Origin of the sequence: Sphingomonas sp. Leaf28, assembly GCF_001421685.1 — a bacterium.
GTDB lineage: Bacteria > Pseudomonadota > Alphaproteobacteria > Sphingomonadales > Sphingomonadaceae > Sphingomonas > Sphingomonas aurantiaca.
Map to the genome: position 1 here is coordinate 164242 of NZ_LMKX01000010.1, position 22049 is coordinate 186290.

Sequence of the window (22049 nt, forward strand, 5' to 3'; positions counted from 1 at the left end):
ACGCGCGCCCGCCTTACGACTTGGCCGCCATCCGCGCCTGGAGATCCGCAAACGCATTGGCGGGGCGGAACTCGTCCTCGCTGATCACGCCCGCCGCCGCCAGCGCAGCCGCCGCATTGGGCCCGCGCGGGAACGGATCGACCGACAGCGCCAGCGTGTCTGCCGCCGCCTCGCCCAGATCGATCGTGCCGCCCTCGATCGCGACCGTATCGAGCGCGTCGTCGGACAGTTCGACCTCGTCGCCCTCCGCCACCAGCCGCTCGACGAAGAGAAGCTCGACGGGTTCGTCGATCCGCGTGTCGAGCGGCTCGTCGGTCACCGAGCAGGCCTGCACCGCCGCGCCGGTCACGCGGCCCTTCACCACGATGCCCCGGTCGTTGCGCTTGATGCCGAGCCGCGCCTCCAGCCGAGAGATCGAGACGAGCGAAAACCGCTTCGCCAGCGCGGCACGCTCGCTCTCGGTGGCGGCGATCTCGACGATCCGCTCGCGCTCGCCGATCGTATCGAGACGTTCCGGACGGCTGAATTCGGGGCTCACGGCAGGTCTCCAGCAAGTAGATCGGGAAGGGATTTGGTCGTCAGTCCGGCATGGAACGCCATCAGCGACTCGCGCACATGCGCCAGCGCGGCATCGTCGGGCGCGGCCCCGCGGTACAGGTTGCGCACCAGCGCCGGCGCGATATCGCCTGTGGCCAGCCCTTCGCGGTACGCGCCGAGCCGGCCGCCCAGCATGCTCATCATCTTGCCGATATGCTTGCCGACGATGATGTCGCCGATCCCGATTTCACGCAGCTGGCCGTCCATGTCGTCGACGAAGCGTTCGGCAAGCCGCGCGGCTGGATCGCCGCCGGCGGGCTCCGACTCGAGCCGCAGCATCACGATCGCGAGCAGAGTCGCGATCATGTCGAACCGGCCGTCGACGGTGTCCGGCACCGCGCCCGCCTGGTACCAATGCGCCGCCCGCGCCCGCGTCACGACGGCATTATACAGCGGCAGCGCTTCGTCCGGCTTCTCGCCGAACAGTCTTCCCAACCAGCTCAATACGTCGTCCTTCGACCATCGACCGCGCTCTGGCTTGTTTGCCCGCGCATCCTCGCATATCGAGGCGATCGGCGGCCGATGCAATCGCATCGAAACCGTCACGTGTTTTCGCGTGCCCCGGTTGGGAGTTTATATGAGCGTGTTTTCCGCCCGTACGGGTCTCGCCGCCGCCCTCGCGGTCGTTACGCTGGCCAGCGCGGGCTGCACCCAGCTGCGCTCGCACCAGGGCTATGTCGTCGATACCGACCTCGTCAACTCGGTCCAGCCGGGCGTGGACAATCGCCAGTCGGTGCTCCAGACGCTGGGCAAGCCGACGCTGGCGGGCCAGTTCGACCAGGGCGACTGGTATTACCTCGCGCGCGACAGCCGCAACCTGGCGTTCCGCAACCCGCGGCCCAACGCGCAGATCACGCTGCAGATCAGCTTCGACCAGCAGGGCACCGTCACCGCGATCCGTCGCGGCGGGCTCGACCAGGTCGCCGCCGTCAAGCCGTACGGCAAGACGACGCCGACGCTGGGTCGCGAACGCGGCTTCTTCCAGGATCTGTTCGGCAATATCGGCACCGTCGGTGCGGCAGGGGCCGGCGGCGGCGGCGCTGGCGGCAACACCGGCGGCGGCGGGCGCGACCGGCCGTAACCCCCGGATGCGGTGACGCGACACGGCCAAGCAGTAACACGGCCTCCCCAAGAACAGTGCGGCGCCGATGACTATCGTTGCAAACATCCGATTCGGATCTGACTGAATCCGAAACGGGTTTATTCTGCTGTACCCTTTCGACCGGGGGTGAGCATGAACGATTCGTTATGGATTGTCGACGTCGTCGCGCGCGAAACCTTGTTGTTTGCGGGCGTCGGACTGTTCCTCGGCGGTATCGATGATCTGCTGGTCGACCTCATCTTCATCGCGCACCGGATCCGGCGGGGCGGTCAATCACCGCTGAGCTTGGCGACGTTGCCGCCGCCCCGTCGTTCCGGCCCGATCGCGGTGTTCGTCGCTGCGTGGGACGAGGTCGCGGTGATCAGCCCAATGCTGTCCGCGGCGCTCGACCGCTACGAGCATGACAATTACCGGATCTATGTCGGCCTATACCCTAACGATCCGGGTACGATCGACGCCGCCAAGCGCGTTGCCGACCACGATCCGCGGGTCCGCCTCGTCATCGGATCGCGCAACGGGCCGACCACCAAGGCCGACTGCCTCAACACGCTATGGCACGCGCTGCGCCTTGACGACGCGCGCGAAGGCCGGAACAGCAAGGCGATCGTGCTGCACGACGCCGAAGATGTCGTGCATGCCCATGAGCTGCACGTCTTCGATAGCCTGATCGACCGGTATGAGGTGGTGCAACTTCCCGTCCTGCCACTCGTCAATCGCGGCGCGCGGCTGGTGTCTGGGCATTACGCCGACGAATTTGCCGAATCGCATGCCAAGCAGATCGTCGTAAGGACCGCTCTCGGCGCCGCGATGCCGCTTGCCGGGACCGGTTGCGCGATCAGCCCAGCGATGCTGGCGAAGATCGCGCAGGCGCGCAACGGCGATCCGTTCGATGCGAGCAGCCTGACCGAGGATTATGAACTAGGGATTCGCCTGGCCGAGATCGGCGCGCGCGGCATCTTCGCGCGGGTTGCGGTCGACGGTGCTGGTACCGTCGTCACCGTCCGTGCGTATTTTCCGGGGACGATGGCCGAATCGATCCGCCAGAAGACCCGCTGGATGACGGGTATCGCGCTGGCCGGCTGGGATCGGACCGGCTGGGCGCGACCTTATGCTTTGACCGATCATTGGATGCGGATGCGTGATCGCCGTGCGCCGCTGGCGGTCCTGATCCTCGCAGTCGCCTATCTCGCAATACCGGTCTGGGGGGTATCGCTGATACTTCACGGCGTTTTGGGCGAGGCGATGCCCTATACCGACTGCGCCAACCCGCTCGCGGCGGGGATGTTGATCATCAACACCGCCTTGCTCGGCTGGCGGCTGGCGATCCGGATGCTGTTCACGGGGCGAAGTTACGGGTTGCGCGAGGCGATCTGGTCGTTGCCGCGCTTCTTCGTCGGCAATCTCGTTTCGCTGGTCGCCGCTCCCCGCGCGGTGCTGCGCTATATCGGCATGCTGCGCGGTGCCACACCGGTATGGGACAAGACGCGTCACGAATTTCCCGACCTGCTGCCCGTCGCTGCGCCGCCGAGCTGCACGGCCTCGGACTCCGTTGATCCGCATGACCCCGATATCGTCACCGCCTGGGCGGGATGACAGGCGGGCGACCGCTCCGTTTTCTTGCGCTGGCCCTTGGTGGATGGGTGGCGATCCGGATCGTGGTGCTCCTGCCAGAGATCAGAGCGGTGCCGACTGCAAACGTCATCCCGCGTCTGATCGCGGCTCTCGTTCCCAACGTCGCAGCCACGGGTCTTGCGCGACACCACGCCGCTTTATCCGCCAAGCATGCTCGCGCCAGTCCGCGGATGACGATCCGGTTGCGGCAGCGGCAGCCGCAGCCGCAGCCGCGTCTGCCTCGACGGGTCGAACGGCAACCCGAGGCCAGCTTCATCATTCTGGCTGTGCGTGCCGCACCGGATCATCGGATCGATCCAATCCCATCGCCCCAAACACCACCAGCCCCGCTGCGGGGAACGAGCCGGCTGACCGGCAGTGCGTGGCTGCTCGTCCGAGGCGGCCCGGCGGGCACCGTATCGGGCGGCCGGCTCGGCGCGTCGCAAGGTGGCATGCGGTTCACCTACGCGCTGGGCCGACACCGACGGGTCGCCCTCGCCGCGCGTATCGCCGCCCCGCTCAAGGGGCGTGGTCGCGAAATCGCGCTCGGCGTCGAATGGCAACCCCTGAGGCTGCCGATCCACCTCGTCGCGGAGCAGCGCTTCGTCCTTGACGGCGGCCGCGGCGGGCCGACGGTCGGCGTGATCGCCGGCTATGGTCCGTCCGACATCGCGCCGGGCATCCGGATCGAGGCGTATGGCCAGGGCGGCGCGATCCTTCGCGAGGGGCTTGAGGGATTCATCGACGCATCGGCCCGCGTCACCCATCCCCTCGGCACGATCGGCAAGGCGCGCGTCGATATCGGGATCGGTGCATGGGGCAGTGCGCAGCGTGCGGCGGCGCGGTTCGATGTCGGACCATCGGTCGTCGCGACGCTGCCGATCGCGCGCAAATCGCTTCGCCTGACGCTCGACTGGCGAGAGCGGGTCGCGGGGAATGCGCGTCCCGGATCGGGCCCGGCGCTTTCGATCGGCAGCGACTTCTGAGGCCTTTCCCCAACAACGCGATCGGTACCGAGTCGAGCCTAGCCCCGCGCGCGCAATCCGGTGTAACGCTGCACGCGTGGATCTGTATCTCCCCGTCGCCAACCTGTCGGTCAACGCGCTCGTCATCATCCTGCTCGGCGGCGGCGTCGGGCTGTTGTCGGGGATGTTCGGGGTCGGCGGCGGCTTCCTGACCACGCCGCTGCTGATCGTCTACGGCATCCCGCCGACCGTCGCCGCCGCCTCCTCGGCAAGCCAGGTGACCGGCGCGAGCGTTTCGGGCGTGTTCGCGCATTTCCGCCGCAAGGGCGTTGATACCAAGATGGGCGGGGTGCTCGTGGCGGGCGGCATCCTCGGCTCGTTCTTCGGCGCCTGGCTGTTCCGGCTGCTCCAGCAGAGCGGCCAGATCGATACGGTGATCGCGATCGTCTATGTCGTCATGCTCGGGTCGATCGGCAGCATGATGGCCAAGGAATCGATCGGCACGATCGGTCGCGCGCGCACCGGGCGCCCGCCCAAGGCGCGCAAACGCCGCCATCACCCGCTCGTCGCCGCACTCCCGCTGCGGACGCGCTTCTACGCCTCGGGGCTGTATATCTCGCCGCTGGCGCCGTTGCTGCTCGGCTTCTTCACCGGCATCCTGACGATCCTGCTCGGCATCGGCGGCGGCTTCATCCTCGTGCCCGCGATGATCTACCTGCTCGGCATGGCGACCTCGGTGGTAGTCGGCACGTCCTTGTTCCAGACTCTGTTCGTGACCGCGGTCGCGACGATGGTGCATGCGACGACGACCAAGGCGGTCGATATCGTGCTGGCCGGGCTGCTGCTGCTCGGCTCGGTCGTCGGCGCGCAGATCGGCGCGCGGTTCGCGACCAAGTTCCGCCCCGAATATCTGCGGCTGGCGCTCGCGACGATGGTACTGCTGATCGGCGTGCGGATCCTGCTCGGCCTCGTCTGGCGGCCCGAGGAAATCTTCTCGGTCACGCTGTCGTGAGGGTCTGGCTCGTCCTGCTGGCCCCGCTGCTGATGGCGCAGGCCAAGCCCGTGCTCGTCCCCGACGTGTCGCAGCGCAATATCGAGATCGCCTACAGCTTCACCGGCGCCGAGCTCCTGCTGTTCGGCGCGATCCTGTATCCCGGCGGCCGGCTGCCGACCGGTGAGCAGCCCACCGACATCGTCGTCGTCGTGAAGGGCCCCACCCAGTCGATCCTGATGCGCGAGAAGGAGAAGGTTGCGGGGATCTGGGTCAACGCCTCGCGTCTGCGCTATCGCTCCGCCCCCAGCTTCTACGCGATCGCCTCGTCGAAGCCGATCGCCCGGCTCGTCGACGATCGGACGCGTGCGATCTACGAACTCGGGCTCGACAGCCTGCAATTGTCGCCTGCATCCAGCGCGCCCGCCGACACGCAGGACCGGTTCCAGAAAGGACTCGTCGACCTGAAGCGCAATGCCGGCCTCTACTACGAAGCGCCGCGCGCGGTGGAGATCACCGATGGCGTCCTCTACCGCGCGCGCGTGTCGATCCCCGCGCGCGTCCCGGTCGGTCGCTTCACTGCAGAGACGTTCCTGATCCGCGACGGGCGCGTGCTGGCGGCGGCGGTGCGCGACATCGACATCCGCAAATCGGGCTTCGAGCGATTCGTTGCGCGCGCGGCGGATCGCTCGTCGGTGGTCTATGGCCTGGCCGCGGTCGCGCTGTCGGTGTTTCTCGGCTGGGCCGCTGGCTGGATCGCGCGCAGGGTTTAGCGTCGGTTCACCATCGTCACCGGATGTTTACGCTCTTGCGCGCAAGAGGTCGGGTAAATGACTGGGGATCTTGCCAGAATGAGTGAAATGCCGGGACCCGATGCGTTTTTGCGCGCCGTACCACTAACCGGTGGCATCGCGGGCTTTGCCGCGCCGCCTGCCCCGATCGGCGTCGTGTACGCGATCGCCGGGTCGAGCAGCCGCGTTTTGCTCGATCGTGCCTCGATCGGTGCGCTGTGCGACGATCCGGACAGCGTCGTCGCGGCGGCGGGCCAGGTTGGCAGCCAGGTCAAGATGCGCGTCGGCACGACGTGGCTGGTCGCCAATGTCAGGTCGCTCAAGCTCGAGGACAATGCCGGCACCTGTATCGCCGCCGAGATCGATTTTCTCGGCGAGGGCGACGAGGAGCCGCTGACCGGCAATCTCGACCGGTTCCGGCGCGGCGTGACCCGGTATCCGATGCCGGGCTGCGAGGTGTTCCCGATCACGACCGCGGATCTGCAACAGGTCTACGCGGCGGAGGATCGCGCCAACATCACGATCGGGACGGTGTACCCGACCAGCGACATCCCCGCCGCGCTGTATGTCGATCCCATGCTCGGCAAGCATTTCGCGCTCGTCGGGTCGACCGGCACGGGCAAATCGACCGCCGCCGCGCTGATCCTCCACCGGATCTGCGAACTGGCGCCGCAGGGCCATGTCGTGATGATCGATCCGCACGGCGAATATGCCGCGGCATTCGCGTCGAACGGCGCGCTGTACGACGTGTCGAACCTGCAGATGCCGTACTGGCTGATGAATTTCGAGGAGCATTGCGAGGTCTTCCTGACCAGCAGCGGCTCCGCGCGGCAATTCGATGCGGATATCCTCGCCAAATGCCTGCTCGCCGCCAAGGCCAAGAGCCGGCTGGGCCAGGAGATCGCCAAGCTGACGGTCGACGCGCCGGTCCCGTATCTGCTGAGCGATCTGACGACGATCATCAACGCCGAGATGGGCAAGATGGATCGTGCCGGCGATACCGCGCCATATCTGCGGCTGAAGACCAAGATCGACGAGATCAAGGCCGATCCGCGCTATGGCTTCATGTTCTCAGGCATGTTGGTCGCGGACACGATGGCGAGCTTCCTTGCCCGCATCTTCCGCCTGCCCGGCGACGGCAAGCCGATCTCGATCATCGACGTCTCGGGCGTGCCGTCGGACATCACCGCGGTGGTCGTCGCGGTGCTCGCACGGATGACGTTCGATTTCGCGATCTGGTCGCGCAACGAACCGCAACGCCCGATCCTGCTCGTGTGCGAGGAGGCGCATCGCTACATTCCCGCAGGCCAGGAAGCGACCAGCGCGGTCGGCCGCATTCTCGGCCGGATCGCCAAGGAAGGCCGCAAATACGGCGTGTCGCTCGGCCTGATCACGCAGCGTCCGTCGGATCTCGCGGAGGGCGTGCTGTCGCAGTGCGGCACGATCATCGCGATGCGCCTCAACAACGAGCGCGATCAGGCGCTGGTCCGCGCCGCCATGCCCGAAGGCGCGCGCGGCTTTCTCGATTCGATCCCGGCCTTGCGCAACCGCGAATGCATCATCTGCGGCGAAGGCGTGACGATTCCGATCCGCGTTGCCTTCGACACGCTGGAAGAGGCCAAGCAGCCCGCCTCCACCGATCCGCTATTCTCCGAGCTATGGCGCGATATCGGCGGCGAGGATCAGATCATCGGCCGAACGATCCAGCGGTGGCGCGCGCAAGGCAAATGACGGCGGCATAGACTCCCCCACAAGGGGGCCGCGCTCGTCTCAGTCGGCGTCGGGACCCAGCGTCGGATCTAGGTCGCGCGGGCGGACGAAGCGGGTCAGGCGGGCGGTCCCGGCCGCCAGATCGGACCAGTCGCCCTCGAACTCGAGTTCGGCGATGCTCGCGGTCGGATATTTGTCCTCCACCGCATCGCGCAGCGGGTCCGCACCGTCGGCGACGAGCATCAGCACCAGATCCTCGAGGCCGGGATTGTGACCGATAAGCAGCGCGCGCGTCGCCTTGGCGGGAAAGCCGTGCACCACGTCGAGCAACGTCACCGCGGATGCCAGATACACGCGCCGATCCATCGCCGGCGCGATCGTCCGTCCGTAACCCGATTCGATCTGTGCGAGCGTCTCGACCACGCGCACCGCGGGCGAGGCGATCGCATGGTCAAACGCCAGGTCCAACGACCGCATGTGCCGGCCGACCATCGCCGCAGCGCGCTTGCCCTTGGCGTTGAGCGGGCGATCGAAATCGCGGGCGACCGGATCGTCCCAGCCGGATTTGGCGTGGCGCAACAGCGTCAGCGTCTTCATGGCGATCCTCAAGCCGGTTCGCGGCTTTCATGCCCTACCGGAGCCCTTGAGGAAAGCCGGCTCGCCACTCGGGCCACCGCTTCTTCGAGCGTCACGCGCGCAATCGGCACGCCCGGCGGGAACGCGGCGAGCAGGCGCGAGGGCATCGCTGCCGACAGCATAACGAACACGCCCGAATCGTCGGCGCGGCGGATCAGCCGGCCGAACGCCTGCGCCAGCCGCGCGCGGACGAGCCGATCGTCATAGGCCGAGCCGCCGCCGGCAAGCCGCCGCGCGGCGTGCAGCACCGACGGTTTCGCCCAGGGCACGCCCTCCATCACCACGAGCCGCAGCGACTCACCGGGCACGTCGACGCCGTCGCGCAGCGCATCAGTGCCGAGCAGCGACGCGCCGGGATCGTCGCGGAAGATGTCGACCAGCGTGCCGGTATCGATCGGATCGACGTGCTGCGCGTGGAGCGGCAGGCCTTCGCGCGCGAGGCGATCGGCGATGCGCCCATGCACGCCGCGCAGCCGCCGGATCGCGGTGAACAGCCCCAGCGTCCCGCCACGGCTGGCGACGATCAGCTGCGCATAGGCGTTGGCAAGCGCGCCGATGTCGCCGCGCTTCACGTCGGTGACGATCAGCACTTCGGCCTGGCGGGTATAGTCGAACGGGCTTTTCGCCTCGAATCGCGCGGCGGGGCGAAGAAGGTGGGGGGCGCCGCTGCGCGCTTCGGCGACCTCCCAGTCGCCGCCGCCGGTGAGCGTCGCCGAGGTGACGAGCGCGCCATGCGCGGGCTTGAGGACGATCTCGGCGAACGGCCGAGTCGGGTCGAGCCAGTGGCGGTGGAGGCCGATGTCGAATTCGCGGCCCTCGATCCGGTCGACCGCGAGCCAGTCGACGAAATCGCCGTCGACCGGCCCGCCAACGCGCGCGAGCAGCGACAGCCACGCCGCGACCGTCTCCGCGCGCCAGCCGATCGAGGCGATTGCGCCCTCGACGCGCGCGCGGGCGGGGCCGTCCATCCAGTCGGGCGCTTCGGCGAGCACCGCTTCGAGGCGGCGGGCGAGCGTGACGAGTGGGCGGACCAGCGCGTCGAGCGCAGAGGCGGCGGGGGCGGCGGCCTCGATCAGAGTCGCGTCGGGTTCGGCGAGTTCGGTCTCCAGCCCATAGCCCGCATCGCCGGGTTGCTCGGCGCGCGCATAGGTGAGGCCGCGGACGGCGGCGAGCAGCGTCTCGATCGGTCCGAACGGCGCGCCTTCGCCAAGCCGTTGCAGCCAGCCGTCGCTCGCCAGCGCCCCCGCCGCGGTGACCGCGTCGCTGATCGCGCGCGCGCCCTGTTCGTCATAGCTGGCGAGGTCGGACAGCCGTGCGGCAAGGCCGCGCCGCCGGCCACGCCCACCCGATTCGGGGCCGAGGATCCAGCGGCGCAGTTCGATCGTCTCGGCACCGGTCAGCGCGGTCGCGAACATCGAATCGGCGGCGTCGAAGATGTGATGGCCCTCGTCGAACACATAGCGTGTCGGCCGGGTCGCGAGTTCGCGGCCGCGCGCGGCGTTGACCATCACCAGCGCGTGGTTGGCGATGACGATATCCGCGTCGGACGAGGCGCGCGCGGCGCGCTCGATGAAGCATTTCCGGTAATGCGGGCAGCCGGCATAGACGCATTCGCCGCGCCGGTCGGTCAGCGCGGTCGAGCCGTTGCGGCGGAACAAGGTCGGCAGCCAGCCGGGCAGGTCGCCGCCGACCATGTCGCCGTCGGCGCTATACGCGGCCCAGCGCGCGACGAGGTGTGCGAGGATCGCCGCACGGCCCGCGAACCCGCCCTGCAGCGCGTCCTCGAGGTTGAGCAGGCACAGGTAATTCTCGCGGCCCTTGCGCGTGACGACCTTGGCCTTGCGGATCGCGGCGTCGGGATAGAGTCGCGCGGTTTCCTGTCCCAACTGGCGTTGCAGCGTCTTGGTATAGGTCGAGATCCACACCGCGCCGCCCGCCTTCTCCGCCCAGAGCGACGCGGGCGCGAGATAGCCGAGCGTCTTGCCGATCCCGGTGCCCGCCTCGGCGAGGACGAGGTTGGGCGTGTCACGCATCGCACGCGGTGCGAAGGCGGCGGTCGCGGCGCCGGCATAGGCGCGCTGGCCGGGGCGTTCCTCCGCGCCATGCCCGGTGAGGTCGACGAGCCGCGCTTCGGCGTCGCCGGGCTCGATCGTGACGGTGCGCGGTGCGGGGCGCGGCGCATGCTCCTCCCATTCGGGCAGCACCGAGAACAGCCAGCGTTCGTTGACCGACGGCTTTTTCAGCCGCTCGGCGACGACCGGCGCCCAAGGCCAGCGCAGGCGGAACAGCGATTGCGCCGAGGTCCACGCGCCTTCGCGCTCGGGCCAGTCGCCATCGGTCAGCGCCAGCATCGCCTCGGCCGCACGCAGCAGGAACGACGCCACCTCGGCATCCTCGGTGGGAACGTCCAGACCGGTGACACGCGCGATGCCCTTGGGCGTCGGGACCGCGAACTGCGAAGGGCGCAGGAAGGCGTAGAGTTCGAGCAAATCGAGCCCCGACAGGTCGGGATAGCCGAGACGCTGCCCGATCAGCGGCGCGTTGAGCATGATGACGGGCGTATCGGCGGCGATCCGGATCGCCTCGCCCCGCCCGATCGGGCGCGCGCCGTCTGCATTCGCGATCCAGATGCCGGCGTGGCTGGCGTGGAGGGCGGGATAGGGAAGCACCGCGCGACCTTGTGCCAAGAGGAACGAAAGGGCAACCTTTTGTAAGGCGGCTGGGCAATCTCCGCTCTTCCGTCGTCCCACCGAAAGCTGGGATGACGGGAGGGTTTGAGAGACTTTTCAGCGATCTCATCATCCTAGGCCGCCGTTACGCAACCGGTACGGTTCACGTGCGTTGCGCCCCTATCGATACCGGGCTTTACTTACATCAACAGGGACGATGATCATGCAGAAGTTTCTCATGGCGCTGAGCGCGCTCTCGCTCGCCATTCCCGCTGCCGCCGTGATCCCCACGGGCAAAGCCGAAGCGCGCTCGCGGCATGAATATCGCGGTCACAACCGTCGCTATCAGGCGCGGCGCTGCCGCCATTCGAGCGGCACGACCGGTCTGGTCGCCGGCGGCGTCGGTGGCGCGGTGCTCGGCAATGCCGTTGGTGGTGGCCTGCTCGGCACGCTCGCCGGCGGCGCAGCGGGTGCGCTCGGGGGTCGCGCGATCGATCGGACGATCACTGCAAAGGATCGTTGCCGCTAAGACCCATGCGGCGGTGTGGGGGTGACGGGCAGCGGCGCACGCGCTAGTCGCGATGGGCTATGACCGATGACCTCCGCACCGCCGCCCTTGAGTCCAAAGCCTGGCCGTATGAGGAAGCGCGCAAGCTCCTCAAGCGGTATCCGAACGGCAAATCGGGCGCGCCGGTGCTGTTCGAAACGGGCTATGGACCGTCGGGGCTGCCGCATATCGGCACGTTCAACGAAGTGTTGCGCACGACGATGGTGCGCAACGCCTTCCACGCGCTGAGTGACACGCCGACGCGGCTAATTGCATTTTCGGACGACATGGACGGCCTGCGCAAGGTGCCCGACAACGTCCCCAACGGCGACATGCTGCGCGAGCATCTCGGCAAGCCGCTCACGCAGATCCCCGATCCGTTCGGCACGCATTCGAGCTTTGCCGCGCATAACAACGCGATTCTGCGCGAATTCCTCGACCGCTACGGCTTCGACTATGAATTCGCGTCGTCGACCGACTATTACACCAGCGGTCGCTTCGACGAGGCGCTGAAAGGCGTGCTGCGGCATTTCCAGGGCATCCAGGACGTGATGCTGCCGACGCTGCGCGCCGAGCGCCGCGCGACCTATTCGCCGGTGCTGCCGATCTCGCCGACCAGCGGCATCGTGCTGCAGGTGCCGATCGAGGTGATCGATGCCGAAGCCGGGCTGATCGCGTTCGACGATGAGGGCCAGCGGATCGAGCAGTCGGTGCTCGGCGGCAAGGCCAAGCTCCAGTGGAAGGTCGACTGGGCGATGCGCTGGGTTGCGCTCGGCGTCGATTACGAGATGGCGGGCAAGGACCTGATCGATTCGGTGACGCAGTCGTCGAAGATCGCGCGCGTGCTCGGGGGCCGGCCGCCCGAGGGCTTCAACTACGAGATGTTCCTTGACGAGAATGGCGAGAAGATCTCGAAGTCCAAGGGCAACGGCCTCAGCCTCGACCAGTGGCTGACCTATGGCCCGCAGGAGAGTCTCGCCTTCTACGCGTATCGCGAGCCCAAAAAGGCCAAGTCACTGCACATGGGCGTGATCCCGCGCGCGGTGGACGAATATTGGCAGTTCCGCGGCAATTATGCGGCCCAGGATCTGAAGCAGAAGCTCGGCAATCCGGTGCATCACATTCATGACGGCAAGCTCCCCGAGGGCGAGCTGCCGGTGACGTTCGGTCTGTTGCTCAACCTGGTCGGCGTGATGGGCGATGCGAGCAAGGCGCAGGTCTGGGGCTATCTGGCGAACTACGTCCCCGATGCGTCGGCGGAGAGCTATCCCGAGCTCGACAAGCTGATCGATCACGCGCTGGCCTATGGCCGTGATTTCGTCGCGCCGACCTTGAAGCGTCGCGCGCCCGTGGCGCACGAGGTCGCGGCGCTCGAGCGGCTCGACGCCGAACTCGGCGCGCTGCCCGCGGAGGCGAGTGCCGAGGACATCCAGAACATCGTCTACGAGATCGGCAAGACCGGCGGGTTCGAAAACCTGCGCGACTGGTTCAAGGCGCTGTACGAGACGCTGCTCGGCTCCGAGCAAGGGCCGCGGATGGGCAGCTTCATCGCGCTGTACGGCGTCGCGAACTCGCGCAAACTGATCGCAGAGGCCTTGGCGCGGTAAGGGCGTACGCTGGAAGAATCATCCACCCCGGTGGAGGCCGGGGCCCAATTGGGGGACGTACATAACGAGGTGCAGCGTATCGTTACTGCAGCCTCTCCAATTGGGCCCCGGCCTTCGCCGGGGTGGTGTTTGATCCACAGGATTTCGCGCGATACCTAGACGACAACACCGGAACATATTAGCAACAAAACGTCCCCACCCGACCCGGAAAGTGGCCATGTTTCATCGACCGATCGCCCGTCACAGCCTGTTCTTTGCGATCCGCCCGCCGCTGCCGCTCGCGCGCCAGATCACCGAGGCGGCGTCGTGGTTCGAGACCGAGGGGCAGAAGCGGCGCCCCGACCATCTCCACGTCACGATCGACATCCTCGACGACCATGACCGCGTGTCGACCGCGCTCGAGCGCGACCTCAAGGCGATCGGCGATGCGGTCGAGGCCGCACCGTTCGCGCTACGGTTCGATATCGCGGTCGGGACCGAGCGATCCGTCGCGCTGTGTTCGCGCCACCCGAACGCCTCGCTAGACGCACTGCGGCAGCGGATCGCGGTGGCGCGCGAGGCGGCGGGGCTGTCCGCACGCGCAGGCCACCGGTCCAGTCCGCGGATGACGCTCGGCTACCGCGACGGCGCGCCGTTCACGCACGACATCGCGCCGATCGGCTGGACCGCGGACGCGTTCGTGCTGGTCCACAGCCGGGTCGGCCAGATGCGGCACGACGTGATCGGTCGCTGGCTCCTGAACGGCGTGGACGATCGGCAGCTGGCGCTGTTCTAGGCTGTCGAATTGGTCGAACGCGCGGGACCCGGTAGGACCCACAGCGCGATCGGTTGGTTCTTCCCTCGTGACCGCGCACCAAGGAGCAAACATGCGGCTGTTCTTCGACGATGCCCAGCGGACCCATGCGCCAGCCCGCGAACTGCACAACGGCGCGTTCACCGCCTATGCGGAGACGCCCGCGCGCATAGATGCGATCCTCCGCGCGATCGGCCCGGTCGAGGCGCCGGAGGATCGCGGCGAGGCGCCGATCCTGGCGGTGCATACGCAAGCCTATGCCGCGTTCCTCAAGGATGCCGCGCGGCTGTGGCGCGACGCGGGGCGCGAAGGCGATGCGATCCCCTACGCGTTCCCGGTTCGCGGCCGCCGTCCGCTCGATCTCACGCGGATCGACGCGCTGATCGGTGCGCACAGCTTCGATGCCACTACGCCGATCACGCCCCAGGCCTGGGCCGCCTCCTACGGCAGCGCGCAGTCCGCGCTCGCCGCGACGCATGCGGTACTCGACGGCGAGCGCGCTGCGTTCGCGCTGTGCCGCCCGCCCGGCCATCATGCGGGTGCGGATTATTGCGGCGGATACTGCCATCTCAACACCGCCGCGATCGCCGCGCAGGCTGCGCGCGACGCCGGAGTCGCGCGCGTCGCGATCCTCGACATCGATTATCACCACGGCAACGGCACGCAGGACATTTTCGCGCGCAGGGGCGACGTGTTCTACGCCTCGGTCCATGCCGATCCGAAGACCGACTATCCCTTCTACTGGGGCCATGCCGACGAGACCGGCGAGGGCGAAGGGCTCGGCACGACGCTGAACCTGCCCTTGCCCCACGGCACGCGGATCGAGGCCTTCCGCGCCGCGCAGACGACCGCGCTCGACGCGATCGCCGCGTTCGATCCGGGCCTGCTGGTCGTGAGCTTCGGCGCGGATACGTGGGAGGGCGATCCGATCTCGCACTTCGCGCTGACCACGCCCGACTATGCCATACTCGCCGCCGATATCGCGGCCCGCGGCTGGCCGAGCGTCATTGTCATGGAGGGCGGCTATGCGGTCGACGCGCTGGGCCACAACGTCGCGAGTTTCCTGAGTGGCTTCTGAGGCGCCGATTGCTCTGGGCACACCCGCCTATCGCCGGCTGACGCTGGCGATGCTGTTTGCGGGGTTCTCCACCTTCTCGCTGCTCTATTCGGTGCAGCCGTTGCTGCCGCTGTTCGCCGCGCAATATGGCCTGACCGCGGAGGCCGCCTCGCTGGCGGTGTCGCTCGCGACCGGGCCCTTGGCGATCGGCATCCTGTTTGCCGGGTTCGTCTCGGACCGGGTCGGGCGGCGGCCGTTGATGATCGCGGCGATGTTCGCGGCGGGTGCGCTGACCGTGGCGGCGGCGGTTGTGCCGGGGTGGAGCGGGTTGCTCGTGCTGCGTTTCCTGACCGGCGTCGCGCTGGCAGGCGTGCCCGCGGTGGCGATGGCCTATGTCGCGGAGGAGGTCGATGCGGGCGCGGTCGGCGCGGCGATGGGACTGTATATCGCGGGGAGTGCGCTTGGTGGGATGGCGGGGCGGCTGGTCGTCAGCGTCGTCGCCGATCTCGAAGGCTGGCGCTGGGCGCTCGCCTCGGTGGGGATCGCCGGGCTGGCGATGGCGGAGGCGTTTCGCCGGCTGTCTCCGCCCTCGCGCAATTTCACGCCGAGCGAGGGGCGGCCGGGCGCGCTGCTGCGCAGTGCCGGGTCGCTGTTCACCGACCGCGCGATGCCGTTGCTGTATCTCGAGGCGTTCCTGCTGATGGGCGTGTTCGTGACGATCTACAATTATGCCGGCTTCCGGTTGATGCGCGCGCCGTACGGCCTCAGCCAGGCGGCAGTCGGGGCGGTGTTCCTGCTCTATGTGCTGGGATCGGTCAGCTCGGCGAAGTTCGGCACGCTCGCCGGGCGGCGCGGGCGGCGGACGATCTTCTGGATCCCGGTGGTGCTGCTGATCGTCGGCGTCGCGCTGACCGCGATGACTCCGCTGGCGCTGGTGATCGCGGGGATCGCGGTGGTGACGATCGGCTTTTTCGGCGCGCATTCGATCGCCAGCGCCTGGGTCGGCCGCCGTGCGCAAGGCGCGCGCGGACAGGCGGCGGCGTTCTACCTGTTCTTCTATTATATGGGGTCGAGCGTGCTGGGGTCCGCCGGCGGGGTCGCATGGACGCACGCCGGCTGGCCGGGGGTGACCGCGTTCTGCCTGGTGCTCGGCGTGGCGGCGCTGGTGATCGGGCTGGTCCTGCGCACCGTGCCGCCGCTGGTGGTGGAGCCGCCGGCGCCGCAGCGCATGCCGGATCCGTGACGCCCCTCCCACCGTCATCCCAGCGAACGCTGGGATATCCCCGTTAAGCACGCGTTGCCTGATACGGAAGGATACCCCAGCTTTCGCTGGGGCAACGAGGTTTGGCCGTCACGGTTGCGGCTTGCGCGAAGGCCAAGACCCTATCGCGACGCGACGTCGGTCGCATCGACGGGCGGCAGCCCGGCCATCGCCTTCGCAACGCCTTCCACCGCCTCCATCACGCGCAGGACGTTGCCCCCCGACAGCTTCGCCAGATCGCCATCGCTCCACCCGCGCCGCGCGAGTTCGGCGAACAGCAGCGGATAGCCGTCGACGCCCTTCAGCCCGATCGGCCCGGTGCCCTGGATGCCATCGAAGTCGCCCCCGATCCCGACATGATCGTGGCCAGCGATTTGCGCGATATGCTCGACATGATCGGCCACCGTCGCGGCGGTGACATGCGGTTCGGGATGCGCGGCGTCCCACGCGACAAGAGGCGCGGGCGACTTGGAACCATACACCCCCGCCGGCACGCCGATGCTCTTGGCATAGGCGGTTCGCGCGCCGTCCCAGCCGCGCCACGCGCCCGACAGGAACGACGGGTAGAAGTTCACCATCACCACGCCCCCGTTCGCGCCGATCGCGCGGAGCAGGTCATCTGGAATGTTGCGCGGCGCATCCGCAATCGCGCGCGCGCTGGAGTGCGAGGCGATCACCGGCGCCTTGGTCGCGGCGAGCGCCGCGGTCATCGTCGCGTCCGAGACGTGGCTGACGTCGACGATCATCCCGATCCGGTTCATCTCGGCGATCACCTGCCGCCCGAAATCGCTGAGCCCGTTGGCACGCGGTGCGTCGGTTGCGCTGTCCGCCCAGTTCAGGCTCTTGCCGTGCGTCAGCGTCATATAGGCGACGCCGAGCGCGCGGTACTGGCGCAACACAGAGAGCCGACCGTCGATCTGGTGCCCGCCCTCGACCCCGATCAGCGACGCGATCCGCCCGGCTTTCTCGATCCGGCGGATGTCGGCGGCGGTGGTCGCCAGTTCGAACGTCGCCGGATTGGCCGCGACGAAGCGGCGGACGATATCGATCTCCTCGAGCGTCATCTCGACCGCGCGCGGCGCGTCGGCGGGGATGTAGACCGACCAGAACTGGCCGCCGACATGGCCCTTGCGCAGACGGGGGATGTCGGTCTGGAGCGGGTAGGGCAGATGTGCGGTATCGGCCGACAGATCGACCGCCTCGACCTTCGCGTCGTGCAGCTCGCGAATCTCCCAGGCTAGGTCGTTATGACCGTCGATGACCGGGTTCCGCTTCAGCACGCGCTCGACTCGGCGGGATAGGACCGCGTCGGGCCCCGCCTGCGCAGCCATAAGCAGGAAAGCGGCGATCATGTCTTTGTCCCCCGTAACGTCCGCTCCATCCTGAACACAGTGTTCGCGCGCGACAAGCCGGGTAAGGCGCGCGCTACAGCAGGCGGAGGGGCGCATTTGAACACGGGGACCGCCGAACCGGCACGCGGCGCGGAGAGCCGACTTTCCACCGCGATCGCGATCGCGCGGCTGATCGGGATCATGGGGATCGTCTATGTCCACGCCTGGACCGGGCGAACCGCCGAGGAGCTCGCGGCGGTCTCGTTCGGCGGACAGGCGATCCTGCGCACCGTGCTGGGCGAGGTGTTCGGGCGCAGCGCCGTGCCGCTGCTCGGCATGATCTCGGGTTGGCTGGTCGTCTCGACCGCGATGCGCCAGCCTTACGGTGCGTTCCTGCGCGGCAAGGCGCGGACGATCCTGCTCCCGATGTTGCTGTGGAACGCGATCGCGATCCTGCTGGTCGGTGCCGCGGCGACGTTCGGCGACCTGAAGGCGCCGACGCCGTCGAGCATCGGCTGGACGCTCAACGAACTCGTGCCGCTCGTCCATGCCAATGATATCAACGTGCAGATGCCGTTCCTGCGCGACCTGTTCGTCGCGATGATGATCGCGCCGCTCCTGGTCCGGGCGTCGAGTCGATGGCTGGCGGTGGTTTCGATCATGGTCGTCGCGTGGAGTGTATCCGGGGTGCGCGTGCCCTTGCTGTTGCGGCCGCAGATCCTGCTCTTCTTTACCGCGGGCATCGCCGCGCGGCGGTTCGGCGTCCCGGAGGCGGTCGCGCGGTGGCCGGTCGCGCTGTGCGCGCTGCCGTTCGTGGTGCTGATCGCGCCGCGGCTCTGGACGGCGTTGCTGGGAAATGTCTTCTTCGACGCACATCCGCACGCGATGGCAGCGTTCGATATCGTGTTTCGCCTGGCGTCCGCGGTGCTCTTCTGGCGCGTGGCGTGGGCGTTGGCGGGGAGCCGCTGCGCAGAGGGCTTGCGGGAAATCGAGCGCTACGGATTTCTCGCCTTTTGCGATCATCTCGTGCTGTTGTGGCTGTTCGGGCCAGTGATCGGGCTGGTGACCGGCGCGCTCGGCGCGGGGCTGTATCCGGCGTATCTGCTGGTCCAGCCGTTGCTGGTGCTCGGCGTCACGATCGGTCTGGGACGCGCGTTGATGGCGGTTTCGCCGACCGCCGCGCGGGTCCTGAGCGGGGGACGGCTCGGGCGGTAGAGGGTGCGATCAGTCGCCGCGCGACGGCGGTCCGCGCTGGTTGACCCATGACTGGTTGCGGACGACGGTCGACCGGACCGGCCGCCCCGCCGCATCGCGCCACGGGCGATAGCGAAAGCGCAGCGTGATCAGGCGGCAGGTGGTCGCATCGAGTACCGCATTGCCGCTCGATCGCATGATTCCGCAGTGCGTGACGCTGCCATCGGTCTCGACCGTGTAGCTCACGCCGACGATCCCGCCCGCGCCGATCACCGCCTCGGCATTGAGGAAGTCCTTAGTCTTGAAGCGGCCGTTAAGCAGCTTTGGCGGGGTCTCGGCGCCGCCATCGCCGTCGCCATACCCGGCGCGGCCGCTGCCCGAGCCGTTGCCATCGCCACCCGCGCCGGTTCCGGGGCCCAAGACGGGCGCGGCGCCCGTGGTGGCCTCGCTACCCGGGCCGGGCTTCAGCGCGACAATGACCGGCGGTGGTGGAACGGGGGGCGGCACGATCGGCGTGGGCACAACGATGTCGGTGGCTTTCGCGCGCAGGTTGGCGGGCGCCGCCGCGCCTTCGGGACGATGGCGTTTCGCCGGCCGAGGGATGATCGTTTCAGGCGGCGGCGGGGGAGGTGCGGGGCCAATTGCGAACGTCTTCAGCGCGTCGGGGATGGCGACGGGCATGCGCACGCCGAGACCGAGGATCAGCGCGTAGCCCAAGACGCCACACAGGATCGTGGCACCGCCCGCGGATATCAGGCGATCGCGCGGGTTCGGGTGGACACCGTACATCCCGGCTAATTGGGGAGGGCGACGGCGGGCGGCAACTCCGCGCCTTGGGGTTCGGCCGCCGGCACTTGCGATACGTCTCAGTCAAGGGCTGCTGCCCCCGGACTTGCTTGACCCTTATCCCCCAGGAACAACGGTAGCCTTGTTTCCCCGCGAAGGCGGGGACCCAGACTGGGCTCCCGCCTTCGCGGGAGAACAAGGAGGAGCGGACTGCCGCTCGAACGCGGCCGGACCTTGCGTGACGGCGACAAGCAATGACGGGGTCGGGGGCTATTGTTCCCCGAGCCCTATGTCGGGTTGGTGCGGAACAGTGGATACCGGAACGCGCTTGGCGTAATTGGGCGGACGGTGCGCTGGCGTTGATACGAGAACGGGCGGTGCGACCTAAGTCACACCGCCCGTTCCTGGCGTGCGCCGCGGGAGTGAATCCCGCGGAGACGGTCGGCGCTATGGCGCCGCCGGCCGGCCCGTCGCGTGCGAACCTGCGCTTCGCTGGTTCGCACCGGCGTGCTGTTGCACGCCTCGCTCGGGCTTACAGTTTCTCCGTCAGCTCCGGCACGATCTTGAACAGATCGCCGACCAGGCCGATGTCCGCGACCTGGAAGATCGGCGCGTCCTCGTCCTTGTTAATCGCGATGATGACCTTCGAGTCCTTCATCCCCGCAAGATGCTGGATAGCCCCCGAGATGCCAACCGCGACATACACTTCCGGGGCGACGATCTTGCCGGTCTGGCCAACCTGATAGTCGTTCGGCGCATAGCCCGCGTCGACCGCGGCGCGCGAGGCACCGACGCCCGCGCCCAGCTTGTCGGCAAGCGGATCGATCAGCGCGTGGAACTGGTCGCTCGAGGCCAGCGCACGGCCGCCCGAGACGATGATCTTCGCGCTGGTCAGCTCGGGACGCTCGTTCTTGGCGATCTCCGAGCCGGCAAAGGTCGACAGACCCTTGTCGCCCGTCGACGCGACCGCCTCGATCTCGCCAGACCCAACCTCGGTCGCGGCCTTGGCGAAGGCCGTACCACGCACCGTGATGACCTTCTTCGCATCCGACGACTGGACGGTCGCGATCGCGTTGCCCGCATAGATCGGGCGCGTGAACGTGTCCTCGCTCTCGACCGACAGGATGTCGCTGATCTGCATGACATCGAGCAGCGCGGCGACGCGCGGCGCGATGTTCTTGCCGTGCGTGGTCGACGGCGCGACGAACGCGTCGTGTGTGGCCATCAGCTCGACGATCAGCGGCGCGACGTTCTCGGCCAGCGCATGCGCGAACGCGGCGTCGTCGGCGACATGCACCTTGCCGACGCCGGCGATCTTGGCGGCCTCGGCTGCGACGCCGTCGACGCCCTGGCCGGCGACCAGCAGATGGACTTCGCCGAGCTGCGATGCGGCGGTCACCGCCGACAGCGTGGCATCCTTGACGGCCTGACCGTCATGTTCGACCCAGACGAGCGTCTTCACTTGGCGACTCCCATTTCCTTGAGCTTGCCGACCAGTGCGTCGACATCGGCGACCTTGATCCCGGCCGAGCGCTTGGCGGGCTCGACCACCTTCAGCGTGGTCAGGCGTGGCGTCACGTCGACGCCGAAATCGGCCGGCGTCTTCTGCGCCATCGGCTTCGACTTGGCCTTCATGATGTTGGGCAGCGACGCATAGCGCGGCTCGTTGAGGCGAAGATCGGTGGTGATGATCGCAGGCAGCTTGAGCGTGTCCGTCTCCGCGCCGCCATCGACTTCGCGGGTCACGTTGACCGACCCGTCGGCGATCTCGACCTTCGACGCGAACGTGCCCTGGCCCCAGTTCAGGAGCCCGGCGAGCATCTGCCCGGTCTGGTTGTTGTCGTCGTCGATCGCCTGCTTGCCGAGGATGACCATGTCGGGCTTTTCTTCCTCGACGATCTTCGCGAGGATCTTGGCCACGCCCAGCGGCTCGACCTTGGTCTCGCTGACGACCAGAATCGCACGGTCAGCGCCCATGGCGAGCGCAGTGCGCAGCGTTTCCTGGCTTTTCTGCTCGCCGATCGAGACGACGACGATCTCCGTCACGCCCTTGTCCTTGAGGCGAATCGCCTCTTCGACCGCGATCTCGTCGAACGGGTTCATGCTCATCTTGACGTTCGCCAGATCGACGCCCGTTCCGTCCGCTTTCACTCTAGGCTTCACGTTGTAGTCAAGCACGCGCTTGACCGGCACCAGCACCTTCATCGGGGTTCCTTCCAAGGTGAATCTCATCGTTCGATCACCGTCGCACTATGGGTCACAGCGTGACGGCGTTGGCGCGACAGATGGCGGTTTCGCGCCGTTTTCGCAAGTCCGGTATGGAAACATCACCGTTCCGTAGCGTCACGACGGGCGACCAACCGGACCAGTCGCGACACCAACGAAAAAGGGCCCGGACGTT

20 protein-coding genes are annotated in these 22049 nt (G+C 67.9%); 12 read left to right on the plus strand and 8 right to left on the minus strand.

The genetic code is table 11. The annotated features are described in order from the left end of the window. Positions 1 to 13 precede the first annotated feature (13 nt). Both ASE79_RS16220 and ASE79_RS16225 read right to left on the minus strand, forming a co-directional pair. The gene (locus ASE79_RS16220; protein WP_056419037.1) at positions 14 to 538 is read right to left on the minus strand and encodes a DUF177 domain-containing protein; all 525 of its coding nucleotides are present in this window, start codon (positions 536 to 538) and stop codon (positions 14 to 16) included. Then, a complete protein-coding gene (locus ASE79_RS16225) occupies positions 535 to 1041 on the minus strand; it encodes a ubiquinol-cytochrome C chaperone family protein (RefSeq protein ID WP_235516990.1) in 507 nt (168 codons plus the stop codon). The genes ASE79_RS16220 and ASE79_RS16225 overlap by 4 nt, the downstream gene beginning before the upstream one ends. Before the next feature lie 133 nt (positions 1042 to 1174). Between ASE79_RS16225 and ASE79_RS16230 the strand changes: the two genes are divergently transcribed. From ASE79_RS16230 to ASE79_RS16255, 6 genes are all read left to right on the plus strand, one after another. Further along, positions 1175 to 1678, plus strand: coding sequence for an outer membrane protein assembly factor BamE (locus tag ASE79_RS16230; protein ID WP_056419040.1), 504 nt, complete (start codon positions 1175 to 1177; stop codon positions 1676 to 1678). A 153-nt stretch (positions 1679 to 1831) separates the two neighbouring features. After that, positions 1832 to 3292: a glycosyl transferase family protein gene (locus tag ASE79_RS16235; RefSeq protein ID WP_082445386.1), complete on the plus strand. Its 1461-nt coding sequence runs from the start codon at positions 1832 to 1834 to the stop codon at positions 3290 to 3292. A 209-nt stretch (positions 3293 to 3501) separates the two neighbouring features. After that, the gene (locus ASE79_RS20500; RefSeq protein WP_235516992.1) at positions 3502 to 4296 is read left to right on the plus strand and encodes a hypothetical protein; all 795 of its coding nucleotides are present in this window, start codon (positions 3502 to 3504) and stop codon (positions 4294 to 4296) included. Between the two features lie 76 nt (positions 4297 to 4372). Beyond that, complete coding sequence (locus ASE79_RS16245) at positions 4373 to 5287, plus strand: sulfite exporter TauE/SafE family protein (protein ID WP_056419048.1); 915 nt, start codon at positions 4373 to 4375, stop codon at positions 5285 to 5287. Positions 5288 to 5319: 32 nt separating this feature from the next. Beyond that, complete coding sequence (locus ASE79_RS16250; protein WP_056419693.1) at positions 5320 to 6039, plus strand: TIGR02186 family protein; 720 nt, start codon at positions 5320 to 5322, stop codon at positions 6037 to 6039. A 78-nt stretch (positions 6040 to 6117) separates the two neighbouring features. Further along, positions 6118 to 7788 carry an ATP-binding protein gene (locus ASE79_RS16255; RefSeq protein ID WP_056419051.1) on the plus strand — a complete coding sequence of 557 codons (1671 nt, stop codon included), beginning with the start codon at positions 6118 to 6120 and terminating at the stop codon, positions 7786 to 7788. A 39-nt stretch (positions 7789 to 7827) separates the two neighbouring features. Here ASE79_RS16255 and ASE79_RS16260 read toward each other — a convergent pair whose 3' ends face one another. Together ASE79_RS16260 and ASE79_RS16265 are read right to left on the minus strand one after the other, a co-directional pair. Then, positions 7828 to 8364: a SixA phosphatase family protein gene (locus tag ASE79_RS16260; protein ID WP_056419053.1), complete on the minus strand. Its 537-nt coding sequence runs from the start codon at positions 8362 to 8364 to the stop codon at positions 7828 to 7830. An 8-nt stretch (positions 8365 to 8372) separates the two neighbouring features. Further along, positions 8373 to 11072: an ATP-dependent DNA helicase gene (locus tag ASE79_RS16265; RefSeq protein WP_056419055.1), complete on the minus strand. Its 2700-nt coding sequence runs from the start codon at positions 11070 to 11072 to the stop codon at positions 8373 to 8375. A gap of 223 nt (positions 11073 to 11295) precedes the next feature. Between ASE79_RS16265 and ASE79_RS16270 the strand changes: the two genes are divergently transcribed. The 5 genes from ASE79_RS16270 (at position 11296) to ASE79_RS16290 (ending at position 16319) form a co-directional block, all read left to right on the plus strand. Next, on the plus strand, positions 11296 to 11601 hold the full coding sequence (locus ASE79_RS16270) for a hypothetical protein (RefSeq protein WP_056419695.1): 306 nt from the start codon (positions 11296 to 11298) through the stop codon (positions 11599 to 11601). A 59-nt stretch (positions 11602 to 11660) separates the two neighbouring features. Then, positions 11661 to 13226: a lysine--tRNA ligase gene (locus tag ASE79_RS16275; protein ID WP_056419058.1), complete on the plus strand. Its 1566-nt coding sequence runs from the start codon at positions 11661 to 11663 to the stop codon at positions 13224 to 13226. A gap of 217 nt (positions 13227 to 13443) precedes the next feature. Then, positions 13444 to 14001, plus strand: a complete 558-nt coding sequence (locus ASE79_RS16280) for a 2'-5' RNA ligase family protein (RefSeq protein ID WP_156359733.1) — start codon at positions 13444 to 13446, stop codon at positions 13999 to 14001. A gap of 91 nt (positions 14002 to 14092) precedes the next feature. Beyond that, positions 14093 to 15097 (plus strand): histone deacetylase family protein, encoded by a 1005-nt coding sequence (locus ASE79_RS16285; RefSeq protein WP_056419065.1) that lies wholly within the window; start codon positions 14093 to 14095, stop codon positions 15095 to 15097. Beyond that, complete coding sequence (locus ASE79_RS16290; protein ID WP_056419068.1) at positions 15087 to 16319, plus strand: MFS transporter; 1233 nt, start codon at positions 15087 to 15089, stop codon at positions 16317 to 16319. The genes ASE79_RS16285 and ASE79_RS16290 overlap by 11 nt, the downstream gene beginning before the upstream one ends. A 140-nt stretch (positions 16320 to 16459) precedes the next feature. Here ASE79_RS16290 and ASE79_RS16295 read toward each other — a convergent pair whose 3' ends face one another. After that, complete coding sequence (locus tag ASE79_RS16295) at positions 16460 to 17689, minus strand: dipeptidase (protein ID WP_056419071.1); 1230 nt, start codon at positions 17687 to 17689, stop codon at positions 16460 to 16462. Positions 17690 to 17785: 96 nt separating this feature from the next. Between ASE79_RS16295 and ASE79_RS16300 the strand changes: the two genes are divergently transcribed. Further along, positions 17786 to 18883, plus strand: a complete 1098-nt coding sequence (locus ASE79_RS16300; protein ID WP_056419699.1) for an acyltransferase family protein — start codon at positions 17786 to 17788, stop codon at positions 18881 to 18883. Positions 18884 to 18892: 9 nt separating this feature from the next. On the opposite strand, the gene ASE79_RS21905 is transcribed toward ASE79_RS16300, so the two are convergent. From ASE79_RS21905 to ASE79_RS16315, 3 genes are all read right to left on the minus strand, one after another. Then, the gene (locus ASE79_RS21905; RefSeq protein WP_056419074.1) at positions 18893 to 19651 is read right to left on the minus strand and encodes an energy transducer TonB; all 759 of its coding nucleotides are present in this window, start codon (positions 19649 to 19651) and stop codon (positions 18893 to 18895) included. Positions 19652 to 20180: 529 nt separating this feature from the next. Next, positions 20181 to 21110: an electron transfer flavoprotein subunit alpha/FixB family protein gene (locus ASE79_RS16310; RefSeq protein ID WP_056419077.1), complete on the minus strand. Its 930-nt coding sequence runs from the start codon at positions 21108 to 21110 to the stop codon at positions 20181 to 20183. Next, positions 21107 to 21853, minus strand: a complete 747-nt coding sequence (locus ASE79_RS16315; protein WP_056419080.1) for an electron transfer flavoprotein subunit beta/FixA family protein — start codon at positions 21851 to 21853, stop codon at positions 21107 to 21109. Before ASE79_RS16315 ends, ASE79_RS16310 begins: the two co-directional genes overlap by 4 nt. Between the last annotated feature and the right edge of the window lie 196 nt (positions 21854 to 22049).